General features: G+C 71.3%; 24 protein-coding genes, 1 tRNA gene and 1 pseudogene. 12 read left to right on the top strand and 14 right to left on the bottom strand.

Annotated features, from left to right (window positions below):
- Positions 1–14: 14 nt before the first annotated feature.
- Positions 15–989 (top strand): DMT family transporter, encoded by a 975-nt coding sequence (locus Pen02_RS00090; protein WP_239139838.1) that lies wholly within the window; start codon positions 15–17, stop codon positions 987–989.
- On the opposite strand, the gene Pen02_RS00095 is transcribed toward Pen02_RS00090, so the two are convergent.
- The gene (locus Pen02_RS00095; protein WP_203863808.1) at positions 975–2,048 is read right to left on the bottom strand and encodes a PHP domain-containing protein; all 1,074 of its coding nucleotides are present in this window, start codon (positions 2,046–2,048) and stop codon (positions 975–977) included. The genes Pen02_RS00090 and Pen02_RS00095 overlap by 15 nt on opposite strands.
- A 211-nt stretch (positions 2,049–2,259) precedes the next feature.
- On the opposite strand from Pen02_RS00095, the gene Pen02_RS00100 reads away from it, so the two are divergent.
- A complete protein-coding gene (locus Pen02_RS00100) occupies positions 2,260–4,107 on the top strand; it encodes a M48 family metallopeptidase (protein WP_203863809.1) in 1,848 nt (615 codons plus the stop codon).
- Positions 4,108–4,187: 80 nt separating this feature from the next.
- Complete coding sequence (gene mtnA, locus Pen02_RS00105; RefSeq protein ID WP_203863810.1) at positions 4,188–5,165, top strand: S-methyl-5-thioribose-1-phosphate isomerase; 978 nt, start codon at positions 4,188–4,190, stop codon at positions 5,163–5,165.
- On the opposite strand, the gene Pen02_RS00110 is transcribed toward mtnA, so the two are convergent.
- Both Pen02_RS00110 and Pen02_RS00115 read right to left on the bottom strand, forming a co-directional pair.
- Positions 5,137–6,141 carry a prephenate dehydrogenase gene (locus Pen02_RS00110; RefSeq protein ID WP_203863811.1) on the bottom strand — a complete coding sequence of 335 codons (1,005 nt, stop codon included), beginning with the start codon at positions 6,139–6,141 and terminating at the stop codon, positions 5,137–5,139. The two genes, mtnA and Pen02_RS00110, sit on opposite strands and share 29 nt — an antisense overlap.
- 28 nt (positions 6,142–6,169) lie before the next feature.
- Complete coding sequence (locus Pen02_RS00115) at positions 6,170–6,958, bottom strand: M23 family metallopeptidase (RefSeq protein ID WP_203863812.1); 789 nt, start codon at positions 6,956–6,958, stop codon at positions 6,170–6,172.
- A gap of 213 nt (positions 6,959–7,171) precedes the next feature.
- On the opposite strand from Pen02_RS00115, the gene Pen02_RS42905 reads away from it, so the two are divergent.
- From Pen02_RS42905 to Pen02_RS00135, 4 genes are all read left to right on the top strand, one after another.
- Complete coding sequence (locus tag Pen02_RS42905; RefSeq protein WP_239139840.1) at positions 7,172–7,798, top strand: hypothetical protein; 627 nt, start codon at positions 7,172–7,174, stop codon at positions 7,796–7,798.
- Between the two features lie 196 nt (positions 7,799–7,994).
- On the top strand, positions 7,995–8,162 hold the full coding sequence (locus Pen02_RS00125; RefSeq protein WP_203857601.1) for a hypothetical protein: 168 nt from the start codon (positions 7,995–7,997) through the stop codon (positions 8,160–8,162).
- Positions 8,163–8,324: 162 nt separating this feature from the next.
- Positions 8,325–8,861 carry a tRNA adenosine deaminase-associated protein gene (locus tag Pen02_RS00130; RefSeq protein WP_203863813.1) on the top strand — a complete coding sequence of 179 codons (537 nt, stop codon included), beginning with the start codon at positions 8,325–8,327 and terminating at the stop codon, positions 8,859–8,861.
- Positions 8,858–9,430, top strand: coding sequence for a nucleoside deaminase (locus Pen02_RS00135; RefSeq protein WP_372445518.1), 573 nt, complete (start codon positions 8,858–8,860; stop codon positions 9,428–9,430). Before Pen02_RS00130 ends, Pen02_RS00135 begins: the two co-directional genes overlap by 4 nt.
- A 177-nt stretch (positions 9,431–9,607) precedes the next feature.
- Here Pen02_RS00135 and Pen02_RS00140 read toward each other — a convergent pair whose 3' ends face one another.
- Both Pen02_RS00140 and Pen02_RS00145 read right to left on the bottom strand, forming a co-directional pair.
- A complete protein-coding gene (locus Pen02_RS00140; RefSeq protein WP_203863814.1) occupies positions 9,608–10,918 on the bottom strand; it encodes a sensor histidine kinase in 1,311 nt (436 codons plus the stop codon).
- Positions 10,915–11,571 carry a response regulator transcription factor gene (locus Pen02_RS00145; protein WP_203863815.1) on the bottom strand — a complete coding sequence of 219 codons (657 nt, stop codon included), beginning with the start codon at positions 11,569–11,571 and terminating at the stop codon, positions 10,915–10,917. Before Pen02_RS00145 ends, Pen02_RS00140 begins: the two co-directional genes overlap by 4 nt.
- A gap of 131 nt (positions 11,572–11,702) precedes the next feature.
- Here Pen02_RS00145 and Pen02_RS00150 point away from each other — a divergent pair, with 131 nt between their 5' ends.
- From Pen02_RS00150 to Pen02_RS00165, 4 genes and pseudogenes are all read left to right on the top strand, one after another.
- A complete protein-coding gene (locus Pen02_RS00150) occupies positions 11,703–12,245 on the top strand; it encodes a hypothetical protein (RefSeq protein WP_203863816.1) in 543 nt (180 codons plus the stop codon).
- Positions 12,246–12,415: 170 nt separating this feature from the next.
- The gene (locus Pen02_RS00155; RefSeq protein WP_239139842.1) at positions 12,416–13,444 is read left to right on the top strand and encodes an efflux RND transporter periplasmic adaptor subunit; all 1,029 of its coding nucleotides are present in this window, start codon (positions 12,416–12,418) and stop codon (positions 13,442–13,444) included.
- Positions 13,445–13,506: 62 nt separating this feature from the next.
- Positions 13,507–14,151: pseudogene (locus tag Pen02_RS00160) on the top strand (ABC transporter ATP-binding protein); the annotation flags it as partial.
- Positions 14,152–14,345: 194 nt separating this feature from the next.
- Positions 14,346–15,557, top strand: a complete 1,212-nt coding sequence (locus Pen02_RS00165) for an ABC transporter permease (RefSeq protein WP_203863818.1) — start codon at positions 14,346–14,348, stop codon at positions 15,555–15,557.
- A 173-nt stretch (positions 15,558–15,730) separates the two neighbouring features.
- Here the strand turns inward: Pen02_RS00165 and deoD are convergent, their stop codons facing one another.
- Positions 15,731–16,438 (bottom strand): purine-nucleoside phosphorylase, encoded by a 708-nt coding sequence (gene deoD / locus Pen02_RS00170; protein ID WP_203863819.1) that lies wholly within the window; start codon positions 16,436–16,438, stop codon positions 15,731–15,733.
- A 76-nt stretch (positions 16,439–16,514) separates the two neighbouring features.
- Between deoD and Pen02_RS00175 the strand changes: the two genes are divergently transcribed.
- Positions 16,515–16,604: transfer RNA gene (locus Pen02_RS00175), tRNA-Ser, on the top strand.
- Between the two features lie 944 nt (positions 16,605–17,548).
- Here the strand turns inward: Pen02_RS00175 and Pen02_RS00180 are convergent.
- The 8 genes from Pen02_RS00180 to Pen02_RS00215 form a co-directional block, all read right to left on the bottom strand.
- Positions 17,549–18,757: a tyrosine-type recombinase/integrase gene (locus Pen02_RS00180; protein ID WP_203863820.1), complete on the bottom strand. Its 1,209-nt coding sequence runs from the start codon at positions 18,755–18,757 to the stop codon at positions 17,549–17,551.
- An 11-nt stretch (positions 18,758–18,768) separates the two neighbouring features.
- A complete protein-coding gene (locus Pen02_RS00185) occupies positions 18,769–18,972 on the bottom strand; it encodes a helix-turn-helix domain-containing protein (RefSeq protein WP_203863821.1) in 204 nt (67 codons plus the stop codon).
- Between the two features lie 233 nt (positions 18,973–19,205).
- Positions 19,206–21,161, bottom strand: coding sequence for a DUF3987 domain-containing protein (locus Pen02_RS00190; protein WP_203863822.1), 1,956 nt, complete (start codon positions 21,159–21,161; stop codon positions 19,206–19,208).
- 36 nt (positions 21,162–21,197) lie between these two features.
- Positions 21,198–21,488 carry a hypothetical protein gene (locus tag Pen02_RS00195; protein ID WP_203863823.1) on the bottom strand — a complete coding sequence of 97 codons (291 nt, stop codon included), beginning with the start codon at positions 21,486–21,488 and terminating at the stop codon, positions 21,198–21,200.
- Positions 21,485–21,721, bottom strand: a complete 237-nt coding sequence (locus Pen02_RS00200) for a hypothetical protein (protein ID WP_239139844.1) — start codon at positions 21,719–21,721, stop codon at positions 21,485–21,487. The genes Pen02_RS00195 and Pen02_RS00200 overlap by 4 nt, the downstream gene beginning before the upstream one ends.
- A 141-nt stretch (positions 21,722–21,862) precedes the next feature.
- A complete protein-coding gene (locus Pen02_RS00205) occupies positions 21,863–24,064 on the bottom strand; it encodes a P-loop NTPase family protein (protein WP_203863824.1) in 2,202 nt (733 codons plus the stop codon).
- Positions 24,065–24,162: 98 nt separating this feature from the next.
- Positions 24,163–24,975 (bottom strand): ABC transporter permease, encoded by an 813-nt coding sequence (locus Pen02_RS00210; protein WP_203863825.1) that lies wholly within the window; start codon positions 24,973–24,975, stop codon positions 24,163–24,165.
- Positions 24,975–25,226, bottom strand: coding sequence for a DUF6284 family protein (locus tag Pen02_RS00215; RefSeq protein WP_203863826.1), 252 nt, complete (start codon positions 25,224–25,226; stop codon positions 24,975–24,977). Before Pen02_RS00215 ends, Pen02_RS00210 begins: the two co-directional genes overlap by 1 nt.
- Positions 25,227–25,233: the final 7 nt, after the last annotated feature.

Raw genomic sequence — 25,233 nt, forward strand, 5'->3', positions numbered from 1 at the left:
GCAAAGTGTCAGGGGTGACTACGGCTACCGCCCCTGACAAAGCCGCTCTCAAGTCGTGGCTGCCGGGCTTCTTCGCGCTCGGTGCGATCTGGGGATCGAGCTTCCTCTTCATCAAGGTCGGTATCCGGGAGATGCACCCGGTCTACGTCACCCTCGGCCGGGTCGGTGCGGGCGCGATCACCCTGCTGGTGGTGCTGGCGGTGCTCCGCGACCGGCTGCCCCGGGACCCGAAGTTGTGGCTGCACACCGCGCTCTACTCGGCGATCGGCGTCGCCCTGCCGTTCACCCTCTTCGGCTACGGCGAGCAGCACGTCTCCTCGATGCTGGCCGGCATCTGGAACGCCACCACACCCCTGGTGGTGCTGCCGCTGGCGGTGCTGGTGTTCCGCACCGAGCGGATGACCGTACGCCGGGCGGTGGGGCTCGGGCTGGGCTTCGTCGGGGTACTCGTGGTGCTGGGCGTGTGGCAGGGCCTCGGCGGCGCCCAGTTCACCGGCCAACTGTTCTGCTTCGCGGCGGCGGCCTGCTACGGCGTGGCCATCCCGTACCAGAAGCGGTTCGTCGCGGACCGGGCCGAGTCCGGCCTGGCGCTCTCCGCCGCGCAGTTGCTGATGGCGACGGCGCAGCTCGCGATCGCCGCGCCGCTGATCGCCGGTGCGCCGCCCGCACCGACCAGCCTCTCCGGCGAGGTGATCGCCAGCGTGCTGGCGCTGGGCGCGCTCGGCACCGGGCTGGCCTTCGTGATCAACCTGCGGAACATCCGGGTGGCCGGGGCGAGTACGGCGTCCACCGTCACCTACGTGATCCCGATCTTCGCGGTGCTGATCGGCGTGCTCGCCCTCGGTGAGCACCTCGCCTGGTACCAGCCGGTCGGCGCGGCGATCGTCCTGGCCGGGGTGGCGGTCTCCCAGGGCCTCTTCGCCCGGCGCCGACGTCCCGCCGTACCGACCGGGATGGCGCCGGAACTGACCCCGTCAGCCCGCGTGTGAGCCGGTCCAGTCGAGCAGTTCCTCGGCCGACCAGGTGTTGACCACCCGCTCCGCCGGTACGCCGCACCGGGCCGCCCGCTCGCAGCCGAACTGCTGCCAGTCGAGCTGACCCGGGGCGTGCGCGTCGGTGTCGATGGCGAACCGGCAGCCCGCCTCGACGGCCACCCGGATCAGCCGCTTCGGCGGGTCCTGCCGCTCCGGCCGTGAGTTGATCTCGACAGCCTTGTCGTACTCCGCACAGGCGGCGAAGACGGCCTCCGCGTCGAACTCGCTCGGCGGCCGGGTACGCGCTCGGTGTCCCCGGTCGCCGGGGCCGGTCACCCCCGGCGGGCGGGCCGCGACCATCCGGCCGGTGCAGTGCCCGAGGATGTCCAGGTGCGGGTTGGCGATCGCGGCCAGCATCCGCTTGGTCATCCGGGCCTGCGGGTCCCGCAGGTTGCTGTGCACCGAGCCGACCACCACGTCCAGCCGGGCCAGCAACTCCTCCTCCTGGTCCAGCGAGCCGTCGTCGAGGATGTCGACCTCGATCCCGGTGAGGATCCGGAAGCCCTCCGGCAGCGCGTCGTTGACCGCCGCTACGTAGTCGAGCTGCTTGCGCAGTCGGGCGGCGGTCAGCCCCCGGGCCACGGTCAGCCGGGGCGAGTGGTCGGTGAGTACCAGATATTCGTGCCCCAGCTCGACGGCGGCCAACGCCATCTCCTCGATCGGCGAGCCGCCGTCCGACCAGTCGGAGTGGGTGTGGCAGTCGCCGCGCAGCGCGGCCCGCAGCGCGGCGGCCTCCTCGTCCAGGTCGAGCCCCTCGGTGGCCAGCAGCCGGCGCAGGTAGACGGGCTCCTCGCCGCGCAGCGACTCGGTGACGGTACGCGCGGTCACCTCGCCGACGCCGGAAAGCTCGGTCAGGGTGCCCGCCTCGGCCCGGTCCACCAGCTCCTGCGCGGGCAGCTCGGCCAGGGTCTTGGCGGCCGACCGGAACGCCTTGACCCGGAAGCTGGCCTCGTTCGCCCGCTCCAACAGGAAGGCGATCCGGCGCAGGTCGGCCAGCGGATCCCGTTCGGTCATGCCGCCTCCTCAGCGCGTCTGCCCATGCCCGACCAGGTTAGTCAGGGCTGGCCGTCGACACCGCCGTTCGGGTACCTGCCCGGCTCCACCGACCGTCTCTTGACGTTCGGCGTCAAGGGGGTTGCCGAGTGTGTACCTACGTCGTACTGTCCGTCCGCCGCTCCGCACGTCCGGTCGAGCGGCGCAGGTAACCACGGGGGAGGACGAAACAATGGTCGCCACTTTCCGCGCCCTGGCGTCGGTGGTGATGCTCGCCGGGTTCTACGTCGTCGCGCTCGTCCAGTTGGGCGGCGCGGTGGCCCTGGCCATCTGGCTCAGCACCGTACTCACCGGCGTGATCGCACTGAAGATCGTGTTCCCGCTCTTCGTCGCCACGGTCGGCGCGGTGTCGGTCGCGCTCTGGAAGGCCATCCGGGCCAAGCCGGCGCCCCCGGAAGGGCTACCGGTCGGCCCCGACCAGGCCCCGGAACTGTGGCGTACGGTGCACGAGCTGGCCGGCGTGGTCGGCACCCGGGTACCGGACGAGATCCGGCTGCTGCCCGAGGTCAACGCGGCGGTCACCGAGGACGCCAAACTGCTCGGCCTGATCAGCGGCCGACGCATCCTCTACATCGGACTTCCACTGCTCCAGGCGATGAGCGTCGACCAGATCCGCTCCGTACTCGCCCACGAGCTGGGGCACTACTCGGGCCAACACACCCGGCTCGGCGCGGTGGCGTACCGGGGACGGCTGGCGCTCGGCGGCACCATCAGCCGGATCGGCCCGAGCAACCCGGTCGGCTGGGTGTTCAAGGGCTACGCCCGGCTCTATTTGCTGGTCGACAACGCCGCCTCGCGGCGCCAGGAACTGGAGGCGGACCGGTCCTCGGTGCAGGTCGCCGGCCGGGTCGCCGCCGCCTCGGCACTGCGGGAACTGCCGGTCCTCGACGCGGCCTGGGACTTCTACTTCCAGCGGTACGTCCACCCCGGCTGGGAGGCAGGCTTCGTGCCGGACGACCTCTTCGGCGGGTTCTACGCGCTGGTCGCCGCCCGCAAGGCGGAACTGGACGAGCTGCGCGGCGCCGAGCCGGACGGCAACGGGTCGCGCTGGGACACCCACCCGCCGATCCCGGAGCGGATCTCGGTGATCGCGACCGCTCCCGACGTACCCCGCCCGGCCGACAACCGGCCCGCCTACGTGCTGCTCCCGGACATCGCGTCGCTCGGCCGCCGGCTCCAGGACCGGATGGTCGACGTCGGTGACCGCAAGGTGCTGCCCTGGCCGCAGTTCACCCACGCGATGGTGGCGGCGGGCGCGCAGCGGCAGACCGATGCCGTCTTCCGGGCCCTCGGCCGGTTCACCGGGGCACCCGAACCGGGCCTGCCGGTCCTGTTCGACGTGATCCATGCGGGCCGGCTCGGCGAGTTCGCCGAGCAGTTCTTCTCGAACGCCACCCGGCGGGAGGCGGCCCACAAGTTCGCCGAGCCGATGGAGACGCTGTTGCAGAGCGCCGCCGTCGCCGCGCAGGCGGCCTGGTGGCAGCACTCGTGGTCGGAGCCGGCCCGGCTCGTCGGGCGGGACGGCCGGCCGATCTCGTTCGGTCCGATCGCCGAGCTGGCCGTCGCGGCACAGACCCTGCCCGAGGCCGTCGCCCGGCTGACCGCGCTCGGCATCGACCCGACGCACGGCCGGGTGGTGCAGCGCCGCGCCACCGCCGACGGCGCCCGACTGCTCGCCGGACTCGCCAACATCAAGATCGACGGCGTGGACCACGACGTGCTGATGCTCAACCGTGGCCTGGTCTTCGTCGGCAATCCCGGCAAGTCCGACAAGGGTACGAAGCGGTTGCAGGAACTCGTCAGCTCCGCGCCGGTCGCCGAACTGGCCGGCCGGCACCAGTTCCTGCCGTTCGAGGAGGTCGCCGGCGCCACGATCCGCAAGCAGGTGCCGCTGAAGGCCGAGATCGTGCTGCACGACGGCCGCCGGCTGGCCCTGCAGGAGGCGTGGAGCAGCGAACTGCTGGAGAAGAAGAGCCGGGACACCCTGCTGGAGGCGCTGAAGTCGTTCGGCGAGAGCTGACTCTCGTTCGTACGGGCGGCCCGGCGGGGCGGGGCGCGCGGGCTCGCCGGGCCGGGTGCTGCCGCCGTACCCTGGCGGCCATGCACACGATCGACTGGGTTGACGGTGCCGTCGAACTGATCGACCAGACCGCCCTGCCGGGGCGGCTCACCGTGCTCCGGCTGGACACCGTCGAGGACCTGGTCGCGGCGATCCAGCGGCTGGCGGTACGCGGCGCCCCGGCGCTCGGGGTGGCCGGTGCGCTCGGGGTCGCGCTCGCCGCGTACCGGGCGGGCGACGTCGCCGCCGACGTACGCCGGCTGGAGACCGCGCGGCCGACGGCGGTCAACCTGGCCCGAGGCGTACGCCGGGCCGCCGCCAAGCTGCCGCAGGGCGCCGACGCGGTACTCGCCGAGGCGTTGGCGGTCCGGGACGAGGAGATCGCCGCGTCCGCCGCGATGGCCACCCTCGGCGCCGACCTGCTCGCCGAACTGTGCGGGCAACGGCCCCGCCTGCTCACCCACTGCAACACCGGCGCGCTGGCGGCGGTGGTCGGCGGTACCGCCCTCGGCGCGATACTCGAACTGCACCGCCGGGACGCGCTCGGCGGCGTACTGGCCAGCGAGACCCGGCCGCTGTTGCAGGGCGCCCGGCTGACCGCCTGGGAGCTCGGCCGGGCCGGCGTGCCGTACCGGGTGGCGGTGGACGGGGCAGGCCCGTTCCTGATGGCCCGGGGCGAGGTCGACGGGGTGGTGCTGGGCGCCGACCGGATCTGCGCCAACGGCGACGTGGTCAACAAGATCGGCACGTACGCGCACGCGCTCGGCGCGCGCCGGGCCGGCATCCCGTTCGTCGTCGTCGCCCCGGAGTCGACAGTCGACCCGGAGACGGCCAGCGGTGCCCAGGTCGAGATCGAGGACCGGGGCGCCGCCGAGGTGCTCTCCTACGGCCACTCCGCAGGGGAGGACGGTCCGGCCGACGCGGTCAACCCCGCTTTCGACGTGACCCCGTACGAGCTGGTCACGGCGATCGTCACCGAGCGGCGGGTGATCAGGCTGGATCGGGGAGAGCGGGTCTGACGGCGGTGACCGTACGCCGGTCCTCGGCGACCCGGGTCACCCAGCCGCCCGCCCGGCCGAGCTGGAGCAGCGCGTCGGGTTGCGCCGTCAGCTCCACCGCGCTGCCCGGCCGGGGCGGCCAGGCCAGCCGGGCCGCCGAGCCGGGTGCCAGCCAGTTCCGCAGCGCCCCGATCGGATCCGCCGCACCGACCGCGTCACGGGCCCGGGCAAGCTCGCGCAGTACGGCGTCCAGGGCCGGCCCGACCGCCGCCGCGTTGCCGCCGCACATCGCCGCGACCAGGTCCGGCCGGGTCGCCGCCACCCGGGTGCCGTCCCGGAACGAGCCGGCGGCCAGGGTGCCGGCGAGCGGATCGTCGGCGGCGACCGCCGCGATCGCGGTGGCCAGCAGATGCGGTACGTGGCTGACGGCGGCCACCGCCCGGTCGTGTTCGGCGGCGACCGCCGGTACCACCCGGGCGCCGATGCCGGTCAGCAGCGCCGCCAACTCCAGCCAGTCGGCGATCGCCGTGACGTCCGGTTCGAGGCAGAGCACCCAGGCACAGCCGGTGAAGAGCGCCGGATCGGCGGCACCGAACCCGGAGGTCTCCCGGCCGGCCATCGGGTGCCCGCCGACGAACCCGGCCCGCCGGTCGGTACCACCACGCAGATGGCGGTCGACGAGGGCGCGTACCGGCTCCTTGACCGAGGTGACGTCGGTGACCAGCCCGGTGTAGCCGACTCCGGAGAGTTCGTCGAGTACGCCGGCCACCGCCGGCAGCGGTACGGCGATCACCACGAGGTCGGCGCCGGCCACGGCGTCGCGTACCGTCCGGGCGACCTGCCACCGGTGGGCCGGCGGCGCCTGTGCGGCGGCGGTCCGGGCGGTGGCCCTGGTCGCCGGGTCGGCGTCGTAGCCGAGCACCGGATGAACGGTCGAGGCCAGTGCCCGCAGCACCGAGCCGCCGATGAGACCGAGCCCGATCACCGCGACGTCCACGACCGGAACTCTCGCACACCGGCCGGGGCTACGGCGCCTTCGGGCAGCCGTTGTCGGCGCGCCAGTCCTTGACCTTGGCCGACGGCGACGTGTTCCGCTTCTTCCGCCAGGCGTCCAGGAACGACGCCGGCCACACCACGCCACGTCGGATCCACCAGTCGGCCGTCTTCTGACACGGCGGGGAGATGCCGAAGTGCAGGTGACAGACGTTGTTGGCGTTACCCGTCTTGCCGACCGTGCCGACCTGCTGGCCGGGGCGCACCCGGACACCCGCCTCGATGCCGCCGGCCACGGTCGTCAGGTGCGAGCCGTAGTAGCGGACGCCGTCGTCGCCGAGCAGCGAGACGGACTTGCCGCCGTTGTCCGGCCCCTGCGGCCCCGACTTGCTGTACCGGTCGACCCGGCTCACCTCCAGAATCCGGCCGGCGGTGACGGCGACGACCGGTGAACCGCAGTTGGCGAAGATGTCGGTGGCCGGGTATCCGGAGTGGGTCGGGTGGTAGGCGACGTTGCCGGTCTGCACCGGGAAGACGTACTTCGCACTGACGCTGGTCGTCGGCGGCGGAGTGGTGGGCTTCTTCGACGGCGAGCCGGTCGGCTTCGCACTGGCGGTCGGCGAGGGGGGTGCGGTCGGCGTACCGTCGGCACCCGCGCTCGCCGTCGGCGTCTCCATCGGCTCGAACGCCGGTGCGCCGGTCGGCTGCCTCGTGTCTGCGCAGCCCGCGACGAGCGCGGTCACCGTCACCAGCAGCACGGCGACCGGGTACGCCCGCCGCCGGTCGAACCGGCCCGGTACCGCTGATCCTCCCCAACGCATTCGGCCATAGTGGCAGACCGGCCCGGAGGCCGTCGGCCCGGAACCGCCGCCACCGCCGCCGCGACCGATCTGTACCCGCCGTCCCCGGTGCCGCCGAACCCGTACGGGCAGCGGGCGCGACCGGGCCGGTCCCCGGCGGTGGCCGGGTAGGCTGCGGATGGGGAAAATCGCGCGGAACGGGTGGGCAGCGCACCTGTGGGAAGGAGCGGCGTCATGACGGATCAGCCGGCTCTCCAGCCCCGGTCCGGCGTACCGCAGCCCGGGCCGATCCAGCCAGCGACGCCCCCGCAGCCGCCTACACCCCCGCAGCCCACCCAGCTCACTCAGCCGGCCCAGCCTGGCGTGCTCCAGTTCGGTGGCCCGGCCCAACCCGGGGTGGTGCAGCCGGCCCAGCCCAGTACGCCGCATCCGGTCCAGACCGCGGTGCCGCAGCCCGGCCTGCTGCTGCCGCCCGGCGCCGGGCAGGCACCGCCGGTCTGGCATCCGCGCCCCGCCGGGCACAGTCCGTCCGGCCTCTTCCCGGCCAGCCCGCCGCCCCCGCACACCCACCCGACCTACCGCGAGCCCCATCCGGTACGCGCCGGAGCCGTCGCCGCGGGTGCCGGCTCCGCCGCCGTCTGGCTGCTGGCCTTCGGCCTGCTCGGGCACGACCTGCGCGGCTACGTGCTCTGGACCCTGTTGGCCGGCGGCCTGGCCTGGCTCGTCGCGCTGGCGCTGACGGCCCGGGGCAACCGGGGCGTCGGCGCGGGAATCGCCCTCTCCACCGGGGTCGGCTGCGCGATCGCGGTGGCGGCGCTCGCCACCCGCTGGTACACCAGCGCCGACTGGCCGCTCTGGTAGCCCCGCCGTCCGGCTCCGGCCGCTGGAAGCCGCTCTAGCTGGCCGCTCGAAGCCGCCTGGACCGGCCGCTCGAAGCGGTGTCGACGAGTCGGCGAACCGGCCGAAATTTCCTCGTGGCAACGGCGCTGCGTGAGGTCGTCGCTGCACACCGCTACCGGCCTTGACGAACCGGCCGGGACTCGGCACTCTCGGCGTTATGGCCTGGACAGAGCATCGGCTCGACCCTGACCGCAGCCGCCGTCGGTTGCAGCTCCTTGCCGAGCTGGCCGGGGCGAAGTCGGTGCGGGAGCGTGAGCATCCCCGACGCGCCCGCGTCGACCGGCTGCGCGAGTTGATCGCCACCCGCCGCCGGTTGGCGAACTGAGCGGCGACCCCGCCCACTTCGATTCCCCGGGTCTCCTTCGGGGAGTTGCGTGGGCTCTGCTGGATACGACCGGATACCGTCACGCGTAACAGTGGGGCCGGCGGTGAAATCGCAAGTCGGCTGTGATCTGCGGCTGGGGGCCGCTGGGTAATTGGGGGGACCGTGTCGTACTTCGCTGCGGCCGTGGTGCGCCGCCCGTCCGGCTGGAACGCGGCAGAAGTTGATCTCAATGGTGCTGGCGACATCGACGAGGTCGCCGACCTGCTCCGCGACGTCGACCAGGACGCCGAGATCTCCTTGCTGTTCGTCGAGTCCGACGACACCTATCTGGCCATCATGCGCCTCGACGAGGGTGAGGACCTCCGGGTCTTCGGTTCGGACTCGGCGTTCGCCGAGGAGTCGCGGCTCGGCGCACTGCTGGTCGGCGACATCAAGGCTCCGGCCCTGGAGATCGACGACGTCGTCGAGCCGGTCGATCGGACGGCCGGGTCGTCGGACGACGACGACGAGAACGAGCCGACCGTCGATCCCGACGCCGATCCGGTGGGCGACGCCGATCTCCTCGCCGACCTCGGCATCTCGGCGCACCGCCTGCTCACCCTCTGCGCGCACGAGGGGATGCTGCCGGCCGACGTGCTGGCGGAGGTCTGCAAGGTGATCGGCTGCGACAACGAGGTCGAGGAACTCCGGGAGGCGTGACCGGAGCAGTGGGTCGACCGCCGGGCGTACCCGAGGTGCCGGAGCCGCCGCTGACCGGGCGTCGGCACCGGCACGAGGCGTGGATGCGGCGGGCGCTGGAGGTTTCCGCCGCCCCGACCGACCCCGGCCCGGCGGGCGGGGACCAGCCGGGCGGCCGGGTGACCGAGGTGGCCGCCGAAGCGCTGGCCGGGGACGTGCCGGTCGGCGCGGTGGTCTACGGCCCCGACGGTACGGAGTTGTCGAGCGCCCGCAACGAGCGCGAACTGACCGGCGATCCCACCGCACACGCCGAGGTGCTGGCGCTGCGCCGGGCGGCGCGAACGGTCGGCGCCTGGCGGCTGACCGGCTGCACCCTCGTGGTGACCCTTGAGCCGTGCACGATGTGCGCCGGTGCGCTGACACTGGCCCGGATCTCGACCCTCGTCTTCGGCGCCTGGGAGCCGAAGACCGGTGCCGTGGGTTCGCTCTGGGACGTCGTACGCGACCCGCGGCTCAACCACCGCCCGGAGGTCTACGGCGGGGTACTGGCGGCCGAGTGTGCCGCCGCGTTCCGGGCCTTCTTCCGCTGACCGTCCGCCCGATCGCTGACCGTCCGCCGGGTCGGCGAGTGTCCGTCGGGTTGGCGACCGTCCGTCGGGGCGTTGACCACCGCGCCGGGTCGACGGCGATGCCGAGGCGACGATTACCCGTCCCGGGTTGTGCACACCCTTGTGGATAACCCGGGACGCCTGTGGAAAACCCTCGCGTCAGCGTCTCCGGGCCGGCTGTGGCGTACCACCGCCGTTGCTGATGGGCAGCCCGTTGTGCGGTAGAGCGGGAACCGTGGACGTGGCTGTGGATATCGCTGCGGCGGGGGCGGAAGTCGACGGCAGGTTGTCCGGTACCGTCCGGATCGACGCCTCGGCCGGCAACAGGACCGTGACGACCAGCCCGCCTCCCTGCCGGGGCTCGGCTCGCACCGAGCCGCCGTGCGCGCCGGCAACCGCCCGGACGATCGACAGCCCGAGCCCGAACCCGCGACCGCCGCCGACCCGCTCCTGGCGCAGCCGCCGGAACGGCTGGAACATCGTCTCGACCTCGTACCCCGGCACCACCGGCCCGGTGTTCGCCACCACCAGCGTCGCCCAGCCGTCGACGGTGCCGGTGCTGACCCAGACCTGGCCGCCGGCCGGTACGTTGTGCCGCAGCGCGTTCTCCAGCAGGTTCTGGGTCAGCCGCTCCAGCAGTACCGGATCACCGGCGGTACGCGCCGACGCGAGGTGCCGGTGCACCGGCAGCTCCGTACGGAGTTGCTCGGCCACGTGCCCGACCACCTCGGCGAGGTCGATCGGGGTACGGTCGACCACCTGCTGCTCCGAGTCGGCCAGGGTGAGCAGCCCGTCGATGAGCCGTTCGTGGCGTTCGTTGACCGCCAGCAGGGTGTCGCCGAGCTGCTTCAACTCGGCCGGGGCGTCGGGTCGGGTGATCGCGAGTTCGAGCAGTGACCGGTTCAGCGCCAGCGGCGTACGCAGCTCGTGCGAGGCGTTGGCGACGAACCGCCGCTGCCCGTCGAACGACTGGTCCAGCCGTTCCAGCATCAGGTCGAAGGTGTCGGCGAGTTCCTTCACCTCGTCCCGGGGGCCGTCCAGCGCGATCCGCTCGTGCAGACCGCGTCCGGCCGTGTCGGCTCCGGCGATCCGCCGGGCGGTACCGGTGATCTGGTGCAGCGGTTGCAGCGCCCGTCCGGCGATCAGCCAGCCGAAGGCGAAGGCGGTCGCCGAGACGATGGCGAGTGCGACGCCGCCCTGGGTGAGCAGGGTCTGCAACGCGCGCTCCCGGGCCTCGTCCTGGATCTGCCGGGCGAAGATCCGGAGCTGTTCGGCGTTGTCCGGCGTGATCAGTCGGGGGGTGCCCGGCGACCCCGGCGGCGGATTGACGCCGTTCACCTGCACCCCGAACGTGCCGGGCATCCGCTGTTCGACGAGGACGTAGGTGACGGCGAGCAGGACGATCCCGGCAAGCAGGAAGAGGCCGCCGTAGACGAGGGTCAGGCGGGCCCGGATGGTCAGTCTCTTCACCGGATCTGATACCCCACTCCCGGTACGGTCTCGACGATCTGCGGATCGCCGAGTTTGCGGCGCAGCTTCATCACGGTCACCCGGACAACGTTGGTGAACGGGTCGATGTGCTCGTCCCAGGCCCGTTCCAGCAACTCCTCGGCGGAGACCACCGCACCGCCGGCCCGCATCAGCTCGGACAGCACCGCGAACTCCTTGCGGGACAGCGCGACGTACCGACCGTCGCGGTAGACCTCGTGCCGGGCCGGGTCGACCACCAGGCCGGCCCGGGCCAGCTTCGGCGGGGTGGCCGGCCGGGCCCGCCGGATCAGCGCGTGTACCCGGGCGGAGAGCTCGACCAGCGCGAACGGCTTGATCAGGTAGTCGTCGGCACCGAGGGCCAATCCGGCGACCCGGTCCCGGACGGCGGCTGCGGCGGTGAGCATCAGTACCCGGGTCTCGGCCCCGCCCTCCATGATCGCCCGGCACACGTCGTCGCCGTGCACCACCGGCAGGTCCCGGTCGAGTACCACCACGTCGTAGTCGTTGACGCCGAGCCGTTCCAGGGCGGCGTCGCCGTCGTACACGACGTCTACCGCGAACGCCTCCCGGCGCAGCCACTCCGCGACGGCGTCCGCCAACAGCTTCTCGTCCTCGACCACCAGTACCCGCACCGTCCCATGGTGACGCGCCCGCGGATAACCGCGCCGTAAACGTCGACGGTTACGCCCCGGATACGGGCACCCGACTTGACTTTGTCCGTATCGGCCGGCGAACCGCGCCGGCCCACGGAAGGAGTTGTGCCATGCGCCGACGAATGTCGGGCATCTGGCTGGCCCTCCCCGTCCTCGGCCTGGCGCTCGCCGGCTGCGCACGGGCCGACGAGGCGCCGGGGGTGGCCACCGCCCAGGGCGGTACCGGGGCCAGCCCGACGGCCAGTGCCAGTGCCGCTGCGATGAGTAACGAGGATCGCCGCCTCGAGTTTGCCAAGTGCATGCGGGAGAACGGGGTGGAGATGCCGGACCCGGAGCCGGGTCAGGGCGGGATCCGGGTCCAGCGGGACGCCGGTGGCGATCCGGCCAAGACGAAGGCGGCGATGGAGAAATGCCGCCAACTGCTGCCGAACGGCGGACAGATGCAGCTCAACCCGGAGCAGGTCGAGCAGTTACGCAAGATGGCGAAGTGCATGCGGGAGAACGGTGTGCCGGACTTCCCGGACCCGGGGGCGGACGGCAGCCTGCAGGTCAACCAGGGCAGCGGGATGAAGATGGACGACCCGAAGTTCCAGGCCGCCATGGAGAAGTGCCGCACTGAAGCCCCGGTCCGGATCACGGGTGGCGGCCAATGACGGCGGGCACCTCCGTGACCGGAACCGGTCCGTCCCCGGACGGGGCGGGTCCGGCGGCCGACGCACCTGGCGATGCCGGATCGACCGCGACCGCGACGGGGGCGGTTCCGGCGGCCGGGGACCGGCCTGGGCGGCGGCGCCGGGCCGGCCGGGGCCGGGCGGTGGCGGTCGTGACCACCGCCGCGCTGGCGGTTGCCGCCGGAGTCGCCGCCGCCGTCGGTTTCGGCGGTGACGACCCGGGTACGGCGACGGCCAGCAATCTTCCACCGGCGAACGCCCAGGTCACCAGGCAGACGCTGATCGACTCGGAGACCGCCGACGGCGAACTCGGGTACGGCGAGACCCGCACCGTGGCGGCCCGGAAGGCGGGCACGATCACCTCGATGGCCGCCGCCGGTTCCCAGGTCACCCGGGGCAAGCCGCTCTACTCGATCGACAACGCGAAGGTCGTACTGCTCTACGGCGGCCTGCCGGCGTACCGGACGCTGCGCTCGGGCGACAGCGGCGACGATGTCGAGCAGTTCGAGAAGAACCTGAGCGCGCTCGGCTACGACGGGTTCACCGTCGACGACGAGTACACCTCGGCCACCGCCGACGCGGTCGAGGAGTGGCAGGAGGACCTCGGCCTCGACGAGACCGGCCGGGTCGAGCTGGGCCAGGTCGTCTACGCCACCGGCGGGGTCCGGGTGGACAGCACCGAGGCCGAGGTAGGCAGCGCGGTGCAGCCCGGTGGCAGTGTGCTCAGCTACAGCGGTACCTCCCGGGTGGTCACCGTCTCGCTCGACGTCGACGACCAGCGGCTGGCCAAGCGGGGCGCCAAGGTCACGGTGACGCTGCCGGACGGCAAGGAGGCGGCCGGCACCATCGCGGCGACGGAGACGATCATCGACACCGGCAACGAGCAGAGCGGGCCGGAAACCAAGATCGAGGTGACCGTCACCGCTGCCGACCCGAAGGCGTTGGCCGGCTTCGACAGCGCCTCGGTCGACGTCGCATTCACCGCCTCCCAGCGGGAGAACGTGCTCACCGTTCCGGTCGCCGCACTGCTCGCCCTCGCCGAGGGCGGGTACGGCGTCGAACTCGTCGAGGGCGACGCGACCCGGATCGTGGCGGTGCAGACCGGGCTGTTCGCCTCCGGCCGGGTGGAGGTGACCGGCGACGGGCTGGTCGAGGGGGCGACCGTGGGGATGCCGAAGTGAGCGGGGATCCGGTGGCTGCGGGCATCCTCCTCGCCGACCCGCCGGCCGGCACCGACGGCGTAGTGGTGCTCGACCGGGTCACCAAGGTCTATCCGGGCGGCGTGACGGCGCTCGGCGGCGTGACGCTGGCGATCCGGCCCGGTGAGCTGGTGGCGATCGTCGGGCCGTCCGGCTCCGGCAAGTCCACCATGCTGCATCTGATCGGCACCCTGGACCGGCCGTCGACCGGCACCGTGCACATCGACGGGTACGACGTGGCGAAGCTGTCGGACCGGCAACTCTCCGCGCTACGGTCGTCCCGGATCGGCTTCGTGTTCCAGCAGTTCCACCTCGCGCCGGGCGTACCGGTGCTGGACAACGTGGCGGACGGTCTGCTCTACGCCGGCGTACCCCTCGGGGAGCGGCGGCGGCGCGCGGAGGCCGCGTTGGTCCGGGTCGGGCTGGGGCACCGGCTCGACCACCGGCCGCACGAACTCTCCGGCGGCGAACGGCAGCGGGTGGCGATCGCCCGGGCCGTGGTCGGGAGCCCGGCGCTGTTGCTGGCCGACGAGCCGACCGGCAACCTCGACTCGGCGTCCGGTGCCGGGGTGCTCGCGCTGCTGCGCGAGTTGAACGCGGCCGGGACGACGGTGGTGGTGATCACGCACGACCGGGAGATCGCCGCCAGCCTGCCCCGCCAGGTGCAGATGCGCGACGGCGTGGTGCTGACGGACAGCGCCGCTGCCGTCGACACGGCTGCTGGCGCTGCCGGCGGCCCTGCCCGTGCTGCTGTTGGGTCTGCGCCCGGTGGTGCCGTGGGGTCTGCGCCCGGTTCTGCGCCCGGCGCTGCCGTCGGGTCTGCGCCTGGTGGCGCCGTGGGTGGTGGCCGGTTCGCGCCGATCGCATCGAACGGGGTCGGCTGATGGCCGGGGCGCGGCGCAGGCTGGTGCCGGCCCGGATGCGGCCCCGGGACATTCTCCGGGTCGGCGGGGTCGGGCTGCGTACCCGGCCGCTGCGGGCGTTCCTCTCCGCGTTGGGCATCGCGATCGGCATCGCCGCGATGGTCTCGGTGGTCGGCATCTCGTCCTCGTCCCGGGCGGAGCTGGACCGGATGCTGGACTCGCTCGGCACCAACCTGCTGACCGTCGGGCCCGGCAACACCATGTTCGGTGACGCGGCGCAGTTGCCGGAGGAGTCGGTGGCGATGATCGGCCGGATCGGCCCGGTTCAGCAGGTCTCCGCCACCGGGCAGCTCACCGAGGCCCGGGTCTACCGCTCGGACCAGATCCCCGAGGTGGAGAGCGGCGGGATCGCCGCCCGGGCGGCCCGGCTGGACCTGCTCGACACCGTCGGCGCGACCATGGCCGACGGCACCTGGCTGAACGGGGCGACGGCGCGCTATCCGGCCGTCGTACTCGGGGCGACCGCGGCGGAACGGCTCGGGCTCGGCAGCGCCGGACCGGACGTACAGGTCCAGCTCGGCGGCCGGTGGTTCACCGTGGTCGGGATTCTGGCGAAGGTACCGCTGGCGCCGGAGCTGGACCTCTCCGCGCTGGTCGGCTGGGAGGCGGCGGCGACGTACCTGGACTTCGACGGCCACCCGACCACCGTCTACACCCGGTCGGTCGAGGAGTCGGTCGAGGCGGTACAGGCCGTGCTCGGCGCCACCGCCAACCCGGAGGCGCCGAACGAGGTCAAGGTCTCCCGGCCGTCCGACGCGCTGGAGGCACAGCAGGCCACCGACGAGGCGTTCACCGGGCTGCTGCTCGGGCTCGGCGCCGTCGCGCTGCTCGTCGGCGGGGTCGGGGTGGCCAACACGATGGTGATCTCGGTACTCGAACGGCGGGCCGAGATCGGGCTACGCCGCTCGCTCGGCGCCACCCGGGGCCAGGTACGCACCCAGTTCCTCGCCGAGTCGCTGCTGCTCTCCGCCCTCGGCGGGGTCGGCGGGGTGCTGATCGGCATCGGGGTGACCTCGGGCTACGCGCTGTCCCGGGACTGGCCGACGGTGGTACCGAGCTGGGCGATGGTCGGCGGGGTCGGTGCGACCCTGCTGATCGGCGCCTTCGCCGGGCTCTACCCGGCGATCCGGGCCGCCCGGCTGGCCCCGACCGAGGCGCTCGCCACGCCGTGACAATGGCGGACCGGGTCGGGGGTACGCGTTCGCGCGGTACCCCCGACCCGGTCACGTCGTGCCTGCCCGGCCGGCTGTCAGGTCTCGCCGACCGTCGGGGCGATGCTGAATCTGCCGACCGGCAGGCGATGACGGTGTAGGTGACCGTCAGGCGATGATGGTGTAGGTGACCGTCAGGCGATGATGGTGTCGAGGGCGACCTCGACCATCTGGCTGAAGGTCTGCTCGCGCTCCTGGGCGGTGGTCTGCTCGCCCCGCTTGATGTGGTCGCTGACGGTCAGCAGGGTCAGCGCCCGCGCCTTGAACCGGGCCGCGATCGTGTAGAGCGCCGCCGACTCCATTTCCACCGCCAGCACGCCGTAGTCGGCGAGGGTGTCGTAGAGGTCGGGACGGTCGGTGTAGAAGGCGTCGGCGGCGAGGATCGGACCGACCCGCATCGCGATGCCGCGCCGCTCGGCCACCTCGACCGAGGTACGCAGCAGCCCGAAGTCGGCGACCGGGGCGTAGTCGATCAACCCGTCGAATCGCATCCGGTTCATGTTCGAGTCGGTCGACGAGCCACTGGCCGCGATCACGTCCCGGAGCTGGAGGTCCTCGCTGAGAGCCCCGCAGGAACCGACCCGGATCAGCGCCTTCACGCCGTAATCGTTGATCAGCTCGTGGGCGTAGATGGAGGCGGACGGCATGCCCATCCCGGAGCCCTGGATCGAGACCTCGGTACCGAACCAGCGGCCGGTGAAGCCGAGCATGCCACGGACCGTCGAGTAGCACTTGGCGTCCTCGAGGTAGGTCTCCGCGATCCACTTGGCCCGCAGCGGGTCGCCCGGCATCAGGACCCGCTCGGCGATCTCGCCAGGCTTGGCGCCAATGTGCGTACTCATGTGGGGTCATCCTGCCAGGTCGGTCCGGTCGATACCGCCGCGACGTCGCCCCGGGGCGTCGGGTACCCTTCTCGGCGGTGGTGTGTCCGAGTGGCCTAAGGAGCACGCCTCGAAAGCGTGTGAGGGTTTACGCCCTCCGCGGGTTCAAATCCCGCCGCCACCGCCACTGAACAGGCAGAACGCCCGGCAAGTCGCTTCCGACTTGCCGGGCGTTCTGCCTGTGGTCTCAGTTTTGGTCTCAGTCGGGTTGATCCGTGGTCTGGGGACTGACGGTCCCTGTGTCAGGTCGTGACGGCTCCGTCGAGGCAAGGTCTGCCTCCGCTGCCGTCCGGACCGCCTGCCACTCAGCGTGGCGAGAGTCGGCTCTGTCTGGCGGCAGCAGCCTGACGACGACATGGCCCCCGTACAACGCTCTGCCTCGGATGCGTTGACGAAGTTCTTCTCGCTTGTCCCGGACCTGGACTCGTAGATCGAGTAGGGCCACGTCTAGTGCGAACAGATCCAGCATGGTGCTGTCAAAGATCAAGAGACCTCCACCTGGATAGAAGACCCTTAGTCCGACTGCCCTTGCCGGATTGGTGCTATCCGCAGGCGTGGCCAGGGCTATTCCGTCAGAGATATACCAATCGGATAGACAGGCAATATCACTTACGATGTGCGAGTCTAGTTTCTCGTCGTAATGTTCGAACGCGTTTCGAACGTTGAAGACGGAAAAGAGTGGCGACGAGGGGTCGATGTCCAGGAGGGACATCAAAGCAGTTCCGCGATTTTCTGCGTATTGCTTGGTCTGGCTATAAGTCATGCCGGGATATTTGCACTTCGTTATAGGTTTGAGTAGCCGTGCTACAACTATGGAGGCAAAGAGGGCAGATTGAAGGGCGGCCCACACGGAGGGATCCCGGGTATCCGGCGTGGTCTGGCCGAGGGTTAGGGCATGGGCAATGCCGTCGTTAGCTAGTCGTGCCTGTCGACCAAGCTCGTCTAGGTACAAGCTCTGAGTGGCAGCTTCTCTGGCTTGCGCCTCCGGGAAGTTGATGCTTGCCAGTGGCACTCGTCTTTCCGGCGTCATCCTGTGATGATGCGGTCACTCGCAAGGGGTGGCAACTCACATTAGTGGTGATCATCCCAAATCAGATTGCCTACGCGCTGCGCGATATCCCGACGTACCTCCGCCGTGAGGTGCTGATACCTTGCCGCCATGGCGGAGTTGGACCAGCCCATGATGCCCATCACTGCCCGCTCGGCCACGCCGAGGATCAGCAGCACCGTGGCGGCCGTGTGCCGGGCATCGTGCAGTCGGCCGTCCCGGAGGCCGGCCAGCTTGAGCAGCCGCTTCCACTCGTCGTAGTCGGTGCGTGGGTTGACCGGCTCGCCGGTCGGCGTGGCGAACAGCCAACCGCCGTCGTGCCAGAGCTGTCCGGCTTTCTGGCGCTCCTGGTCCTGCTCGACCCGGTGCTTCCGAAGCAGGGCCACCAACTCGTCGGGAAGCCCGATGCTGCGGCGCCCGGCGCGCGACTTCGTGTCGGCGGTAGCAGCCCGGGTCGGTTGCCGATCGGGGCAGTGTCCGCCGTGCTTCCGGCCGCACGGTTCGGCGCAACCGTGCCGCCACCTCGGGCGCTGCCGACCACGACGCACGATGAGGGTTCCGGCGTCCAGGTCGACATCCGCCCATCTCAATCCGAGGGCTTCGCCCTGGCGGAGGCCGTGGGCAAGCGCGATTGCCCATCGGGCGCTGTTCCGTCGTAATGCTGCCGCTGCCATGAGCCGCCGCACCTCCGCGACCGAGTAGGGCTCGATCTCCTCGTCGGATAGGCGTGGCGCCTTTGCCAGCGAGGCGGGATTGCGGGTGAGGTGACCACGGCGCACTGCTTCATTGAGCGCGGTTCGGATAGTCCGATGGGCCTGGTGCGCGGTAGCCGGTGCGCTGCCGTTCGCCTGCATCCGCGCGTAGAACCGTTCAAGGTGTTCCGGCTCCAGGCGGTCAATCCGGTGGGCGCCGAGACCGGGGATCAAATGCCGGTTCACGGCGACGCGGTAGCCGGCAATGGTGTTCTCCCGTACGGATGGCGCGGCGATGTTCTCGACCCAATGCGTGAGCCAGGTCTTCACCGTCCAGCGCTGCCCAGGCTTGCGAACCGTGCCGTTGTCCCGATCCCGTTCGAGTTGACGAACCTTCTTGGTCACTGCGGCCTCGGTCTTACCGCGAACGTGTCGCCGGTCCGGGGTGCCGTCGTCCTTGGTACCGACCGTGACCCGGCCGTGCCACGAACCATCGGCGCCCTGGTAGATGCTGGATGCTCCGTTGGGCCTCCGTCGCATGTACGCCTCCCTCAGGCAGCCGGGGTCATGGGCTGGTCGAGCAGGGTGGTTACGTATTCGTCCAGGCAGCGGACGGGTACGCGGCGAAGCCGGCCGATGGTGACGGAGCGGATCTCGCCGGTCATCACGAGGGCGTACATGGTGGTTCGGCCAATGCCGAGTCGCTTCGCGGCTTCTTCGATGGTGAGTACGACGCGGTTGTCGGCGGTGCTCACGGATTCCTCCCCAGTCGGTGTTGCGGTGGAGCGCGTGTTGCCTGCCTTCATCGCCGTGTGGAGCGCGTTTCGGCTCAGGCTGGTGTTTTGAGGGGTCGGTGAGTGTGGGCGGCGGGGCGGGCTTCGGCCGGCCCGCTCGGATCGCCGTGGAGTGCCCTGGCCGCAATGGCCAGAATGGCCAGAATCCTGCTCGGCCCCGGATATTGGCCATTCCGGCCATTCCGTCCACGGGTTCACGCTGGCCTCCGGCTGGCCCAGCCGGGCAGCCCGTGGACCGTGCCGGCGCTGCCGTGCACCTCGGGGTGCACCAGGAAAGATGGCGACGCGGGTCGGCCGGCACCGGTTCGGGCCGGCGCATTGAGTTGCCGGAGGTAGCCGTGGATCTCCAGCAGCGACAGCACCGGGTCAAGATCGGCGGCGGTCGGAATCTGGCTCCGCACACCCCGGTACAGCTCTCGTTTCGTGAACGTGGTGGCGGCGGTGCGTTCGATCCAGGCCAGCACGAGCCTGGCGTATCGGGTGCTCTTGTCGGTGCCCATGTCGTCGAAGGCGGCCAGGGCGTGCGCGGCGAAGTAGTCGCCGAGCAGGCCGGCCCGCTCGACCGTCTCTGCCTGGATCGGCTTCCCCCATCCATCGCGTAGGTGCTCGGCGAGGTGAATGAGCCCGGCCAGCCGGACGACGGCCCCGGTGTACTTGCTGCCCCAGTCCACGAGGTGTCCCCAGGCACCACCGGGAGCAAGGCGCGGCTCTACCGCCCGTTCGATGTCCAACACCCGCTCGTTGGCCTCGGGGGTCAGCGGCAGCACGGCCGGGTCGGTCCACTCGGCGAGGGTCATCACCAGGGCGCCGAGGTTGGCCGTGTAAGCGCTGGCTACCTGCTCCGACACCGGATCGGCGCCGATTTTCCGCCGACCAACGGTGTTCTCCGGCAGGCTGAACAGGATCCGCGCCAGGAGACCCTTACCGCGAAACCCCGGCATGTCCGCGATGTCGCGCAACACGTCGGGCTGAACGGCCAGACCGAGCGTGAGCGCCGGGTGCTCGACGTGTTCCGGCGAGCGGGAGCGCCGGTTGACCCGGAGCATGTCTCCGGCGTGGCCTTTCAGGAACACCTCTAGGTTGGGAGTGCCGGAGTAGCGGCCGGCGATGGTGGCGAAGATGCCGCCCTCCGGGGAGAGGACGGCCAGGCGTCCGCCCTGCTCGGCCAGCAAGGAAGCGGCTTCTTCGCTGGTCACATCATCGGCGACGAGTTGCGGCAGTACCGGGATGGTCACGGCGTCGGCGTTCATCGCGGCGGCGGTCGCTTCCGCCAACAGCGTGTCCCGCCCGGACTGGTCGGCGTTTGCTGCGGCGTTCGCGGCCTTCTCGGCTGCCTTGCCGGCGACGCGGGCAGCCAGCTCGGCTTCCACAATCGCGGGCTTGGTCCGCTCCACCAATGCCCTTTCGGCGGTTAGGAGCGGCCCGATCATCGCGGCGAACACGGCCGACTTTCGCGACCCCGGAGGCAGCACCACGACTGTGAACAGGTTCGTTGGTTCGCGCCATGAGCCGCGTACCTCTACCTCGGCGCGGCCTCCGGCGGCGGTGGACAGGGCGGCCAGGGCGATACAGCCGGCCAGGTCGACCGGAGTTTGGGTGAACTCGGCGACGCCGTACACCATGTTGGCGACCCACTCGGGCAGGACGTACCCGGGGAAGTCGGGGAGGTGCCGCCGGTTGCCGAGCGGAATGAGGGGTGACCACTGGGAACCTGCGGCGGCCTGGTCGAGGATGGCGCGGCCGGTCGCGACGATTTCGGCGACGTCGGTGTCGGTGCCGGCCCGTTCGGCGATGTAGACGCCGAGGTCGGCAACCTGCCGGCGGCGGGCGTGGTCGGCAACGATCCGGGCGTAGTGGCTGGCGTTCGCGGCGGTCGGTACCGACTGAATCAGCGTGTGTAGGTAGGGCGCTCCGCCGACCTTGCCGAGGTCTCCGGAGTCGGCGAGGCGGGCGGCCAGGGCGATCGGGTCGACCGGTTGGCCGGTGGCCTGCATGGCGCACAGCGCCTCCCACAACCGGCCGTGTACGGGTCGGTAGAAGTCGGCCGGTGCGAGCGTGCCGGCCAACTCGGCGACCACGTTCGGGGCGAGGAGCGCGGCGCCGATGACCGCCTGCTCGGCGTTCAGGTCATGCGCGGGTGCTCGGGTCACGATGAGGCTTCTCCCTTCTGGCGGGCGGCGGATTGGTCAGGCGGCGTGGCGTGGTCGTGGTCGGCCGGCGAGAGCTGCGCGGGTGACGACCTGGCGGAGGTCGGTGAGCAGGCTGGCGAGTTGCCGGCGGGCGGCGGGTTCGGTGGCGGCCAGGGCGACGCGTACGCGGATCTCGGCGTGTTCGCGGCCGGTGTCGGTGCGGACGCGGGTGAGGACGGCGCGGCCGTGTCCGGGGAGGTCGACCAGGAGGGGCGCCGAGCGGTGTTCGCCGAGGTTGCAGCGGTGGTCACGGGTGCACCAGTCGGTGTGTGGCAGGTGCTGGTTCATCGGGTGCCGTTCCGGTGTTCGCGGCGGATCTCGTTCCAGATGTGCCGGCCGATGCGGATGCGGCGGCCGGTGCCGTCGCAGCGGTTGCAGTGCCGGTAGGTGCGTCCTCGGCCGTTGCCGTGGCAGCGTCGGCATGCTCCGAACGGCGAGACGGCGCAGACTCCGAGGTAACCAAGCGTTATCAGGGTGAAGATCGGGCAGAGCAGGCTAGCGATGATCGCAGACGCGTCCACGGGTGCCTCCAGGGCCGGTTTTCGAGCGTGTGGGGCTGAGGCCGCTAGATCGCTAGCGTCCTGGCAGGGGTTCAGATCAAGGGCTAGCGGTGCCGCTAGGTCTAGCTGTGCCGGGGGCTAGACCTAGCGGCCCGCGCCGGACTATCCGGCCTTGCGTCGCCGATTACGTTCGGTCACGGCGTTGGTGATGTCGTCGCGGTGGATGCCCTTGCGGTTGGCGCCTTTGCCGGTGGTCGGGTCGGTGCCCCAGACCTGTCGGCCGACGGGGATGCGGTGCGGCTTGAGTGCCGCCGCGAGTTGGGCGGGTTCCCATCCGCCATAGACGTCGGGGCGCAGCTCGGCCAGGCGGGCGACGACGGTCTCTGACCACACTTTCGGTTCGGTGGCCGATACGACGGTGAGGATGTCGTCGAGCAGGATGTCACCGGCGCTGGTTGTCTGCTCCGGGGCCTGGCCGATGGCGTGCCCGGTCAGGGTGCCCGCCTTCTGCCGCAGCGCCAGGGCGCGGGCCACGACGGTTTCCACGTGCGCGGTCTTCGCGAAGTTGGTCCGTACGGTCACCGCTTCTTCCACGGCGCCGGAGTCGTCGGCGCCGAGCAGAATCCCGACCCCCTTGTGGGCGCGCTGGAAGCGGGAGGAGTCGTAGCCAGCCGGGTACGAACCTGCGCCCAACACCGCCTCGGAGGACTGCCACGTCATGGTCTTGAGCGCGAACCGGGTACCGATGTTGTCGCGCAGATCGGTCGGTACGGCCTTGCCGTCCGGCTTCTGCGTCGCGAGCAGGATCATGATCCCGACCGACGGGCCGACCTTGCACAGCTCGGTCAGCAGCGACACGATCTCATCCCCGTGTACGGGGTGGCCGGAGTAGCGCTGGAATTCGTCAATCGCGACGAGGACCGGCCACAGCTTGAGTGACCGCTTCTCGGCAATCTCTCGGGTCACCTTCGACTCTGGGCACAGGTCCGGCGGCAGCGTGGAGATGGTGTCGTAGCGCCGGTTCATGTCCACCACCAGTGCCCGGAGGTCTTCCACCAGGGCTTCCACGATCTCGTCCCGGACGCCGTAGCCGGCACGGTGGGCGATCCGCTCGAATGCCCGCCAGTCCTGGCCTCCCTTGCCGTCGTAGACGTGCAGTTCCACGATCGGGTCCAGGGCAGCGGCCAGCACGGGCAGACGGGCCGCGAACGTCTTGCCCATGCGCGGGATCGCGCCAACGAGCAGCGACGTGAACATGAGCAGCAACGGGATCGGCCGTCCGCGCTGGTCCTGGCCGAACGGGAAGGGGGCGAAGATGTCCACGCTCCCCCGGTCGATCAGCGGCCACAGCCCGGACGGCTTTGCGTACGGGTCCTCGTCCGCCACCCACAGGGACAGTCGGCGGGCGGAGCCGGAGGTGCCGCGTACCCGCTCCGGCCACACCTGTACCTCGTCCAGGTCGAGGCCGGCGGCCAGCTCGGTCCGCCTCTTGATCGCCTTGTCGGCGGTGGTGGTGTACGGCAGGTCGACCACGGCCCGCCAGCCGGGACCGTCGCGCATGATCGGCATCGGGAAGGTGATCGGGTCATCGACCTTGCACAGGCCGGCGGCCAGGAACGCCCGCGTCACGACGTCGGCCGACAGCTTCCGGGCGCGTGGGGTTACGGCGGCCACGTCCAGCAGCGGCTTGTCCTTCGGGGTGCCCGCCAGGCCGAGCAGGGCTACCGCTCCGGCGAGGATGGCCCAGCGTTGCCATGAACCGGCCAGGGCCATCAGCACCGCGACCGTCGGTACGCCGAGCAATAGCACGGCCGTGACGACGATGCCGCGCCAGCGCACCCGCGCATCCCGCTGCCGGGACAGCTTCAGGTACAGCTCGGCGTCTTCGCGGCGGACGGCGGCCAGCCGGACCGGGATGCCTTCGGCGTCGGACACCCATCGGACGGTGGCGCCCAGGACGCGGGCTACGCCGAACGGTGCCCGCCACGCCAGCCGGAGCGTGTACTTCGGTGACCGGGTGAGGTGGTAGAGGCTGACGTGGGTGTAGTGCGAGAACGCCCACCGGCCAGCCGTGACCAAATCGACCCGAGACCGTAGCCACGCGGGGACGATCGGGCGGCGGGTCGCGGTCTTGCCTGCCAGCACCGACGCGAACGCCGACGGTGCTGGTACGTGTGGCGGGTCGACCGGTGGCGGGGTGTCGGCCTCCTGGTCGTCGGCTTCGTCGTCAAGGTCGACCGTGAACGACTTCACGCTGTCGGTGGGCTTGCGGCGGCGGGCGGCCAGGTCGACGACCTCTGCATCGGCGGACAGGTCCGCTTCGGCGGCCGTCCAGTCGAACCGATCATCGTTGGGGGAGGTCATGATTGGTGTTCCTCCATCAGGGGTTTGGTGATCTCAGATGGCAGGGCCGGCGGCGCGGCGAAGGTTTGCGAGGCCAGAGGCCGCGCCGCCGGGCGAAGTCAGGACCCGTCGCGGGTGTGCAGCAGGTGGGCCAGGGCAGCGCCCATGCCGAGCACCGCGACCGGCAGGCAGGCAACGAGGGTCGTGATCCACCACGGGGCCGACGTCACCCCGGCAGACTCCATCAGGTGGTACGCCACCTGCCCGGCCGCGCCGAGCAGCAGCGACCCGATCGCCGACCAGGCCGCGAACCGGCGTGCCCGGCGAGGTACGCCGTCACCGGACAGCCACGCCCGCAGCGCGTAGGCGGCATAGGCTTCGACACCGACCGGCAGGGTGATCGCGGTGTTCAGGGAGAAGCTGTCCCAGATCCCCGGCAGCGGGTGAACCACCCCGAACCCGGTGAGTTCACCGAGTCCGACCCACCCCGACCAGATGGCGACGAACGCGGGAGCGGCCAAAAGCAGCAACACCCATGACCGCATCGGCTTCCGCACAGCCGAAACCGGGCCGGTGGTGATCGTGGAACTCGGGTGTCCGACCACCGCGACCGGCGTAGACACCTCCGGGCCGGTGACCGGCTCGGCGAGGGAAGATGACGGTTCAGGTTCGGTCGTTGGCTCGGCCGGGACCGGCTCGGTTGCCGGACCCGGCGGGGTGTCCACCGGGGCCGCAGCAGGTGGGGCGGTGGGGGTGAATTCGGCGGTGGCGAGGGCTTCCCGTAGCGCGGTCGCCTTCGGTGAACCCACCCGCAGCTCCCGCATCAGCAGGTTCCGGGACGGGACTCGGCCGAGCTTGTCGGCCAGGGCACGGGCGGCGGGGATCAGGTCTTCGACGGCCCGGGGGTAGGCGCTCATGGACGGCGTGGTCATCAGGCCACCGCCTTCCACACGCGCGGCGACTCGGGCAGCAGCTCGCCCAGGGCGGCGGCCTCCCGCATCACCCGCTGCTCGGCCCGCCGGATCCGGCGCCGGTCCAGCGGCGACGGGCCACCGTCGGCGTTGAGCGCGGTGATCTCCGCGTCCAACAGTGCCAACTCAGCCTCGATCAACGGCCATTCACGGTCGATCGCGGCCAGGTCTTGGGATGTCGGGTCGTCATCGACGGACAGATGGGGGTGCACGCGAACT

Source organism: Plantactinospora endophytica (assembly GCF_016862915.1).
Lineage (GTDB): Bacteria > Actinomycetota > Actinomycetes > Mycobacteriales > Micromonosporaceae > Plantactinospora > Plantactinospora endophytica.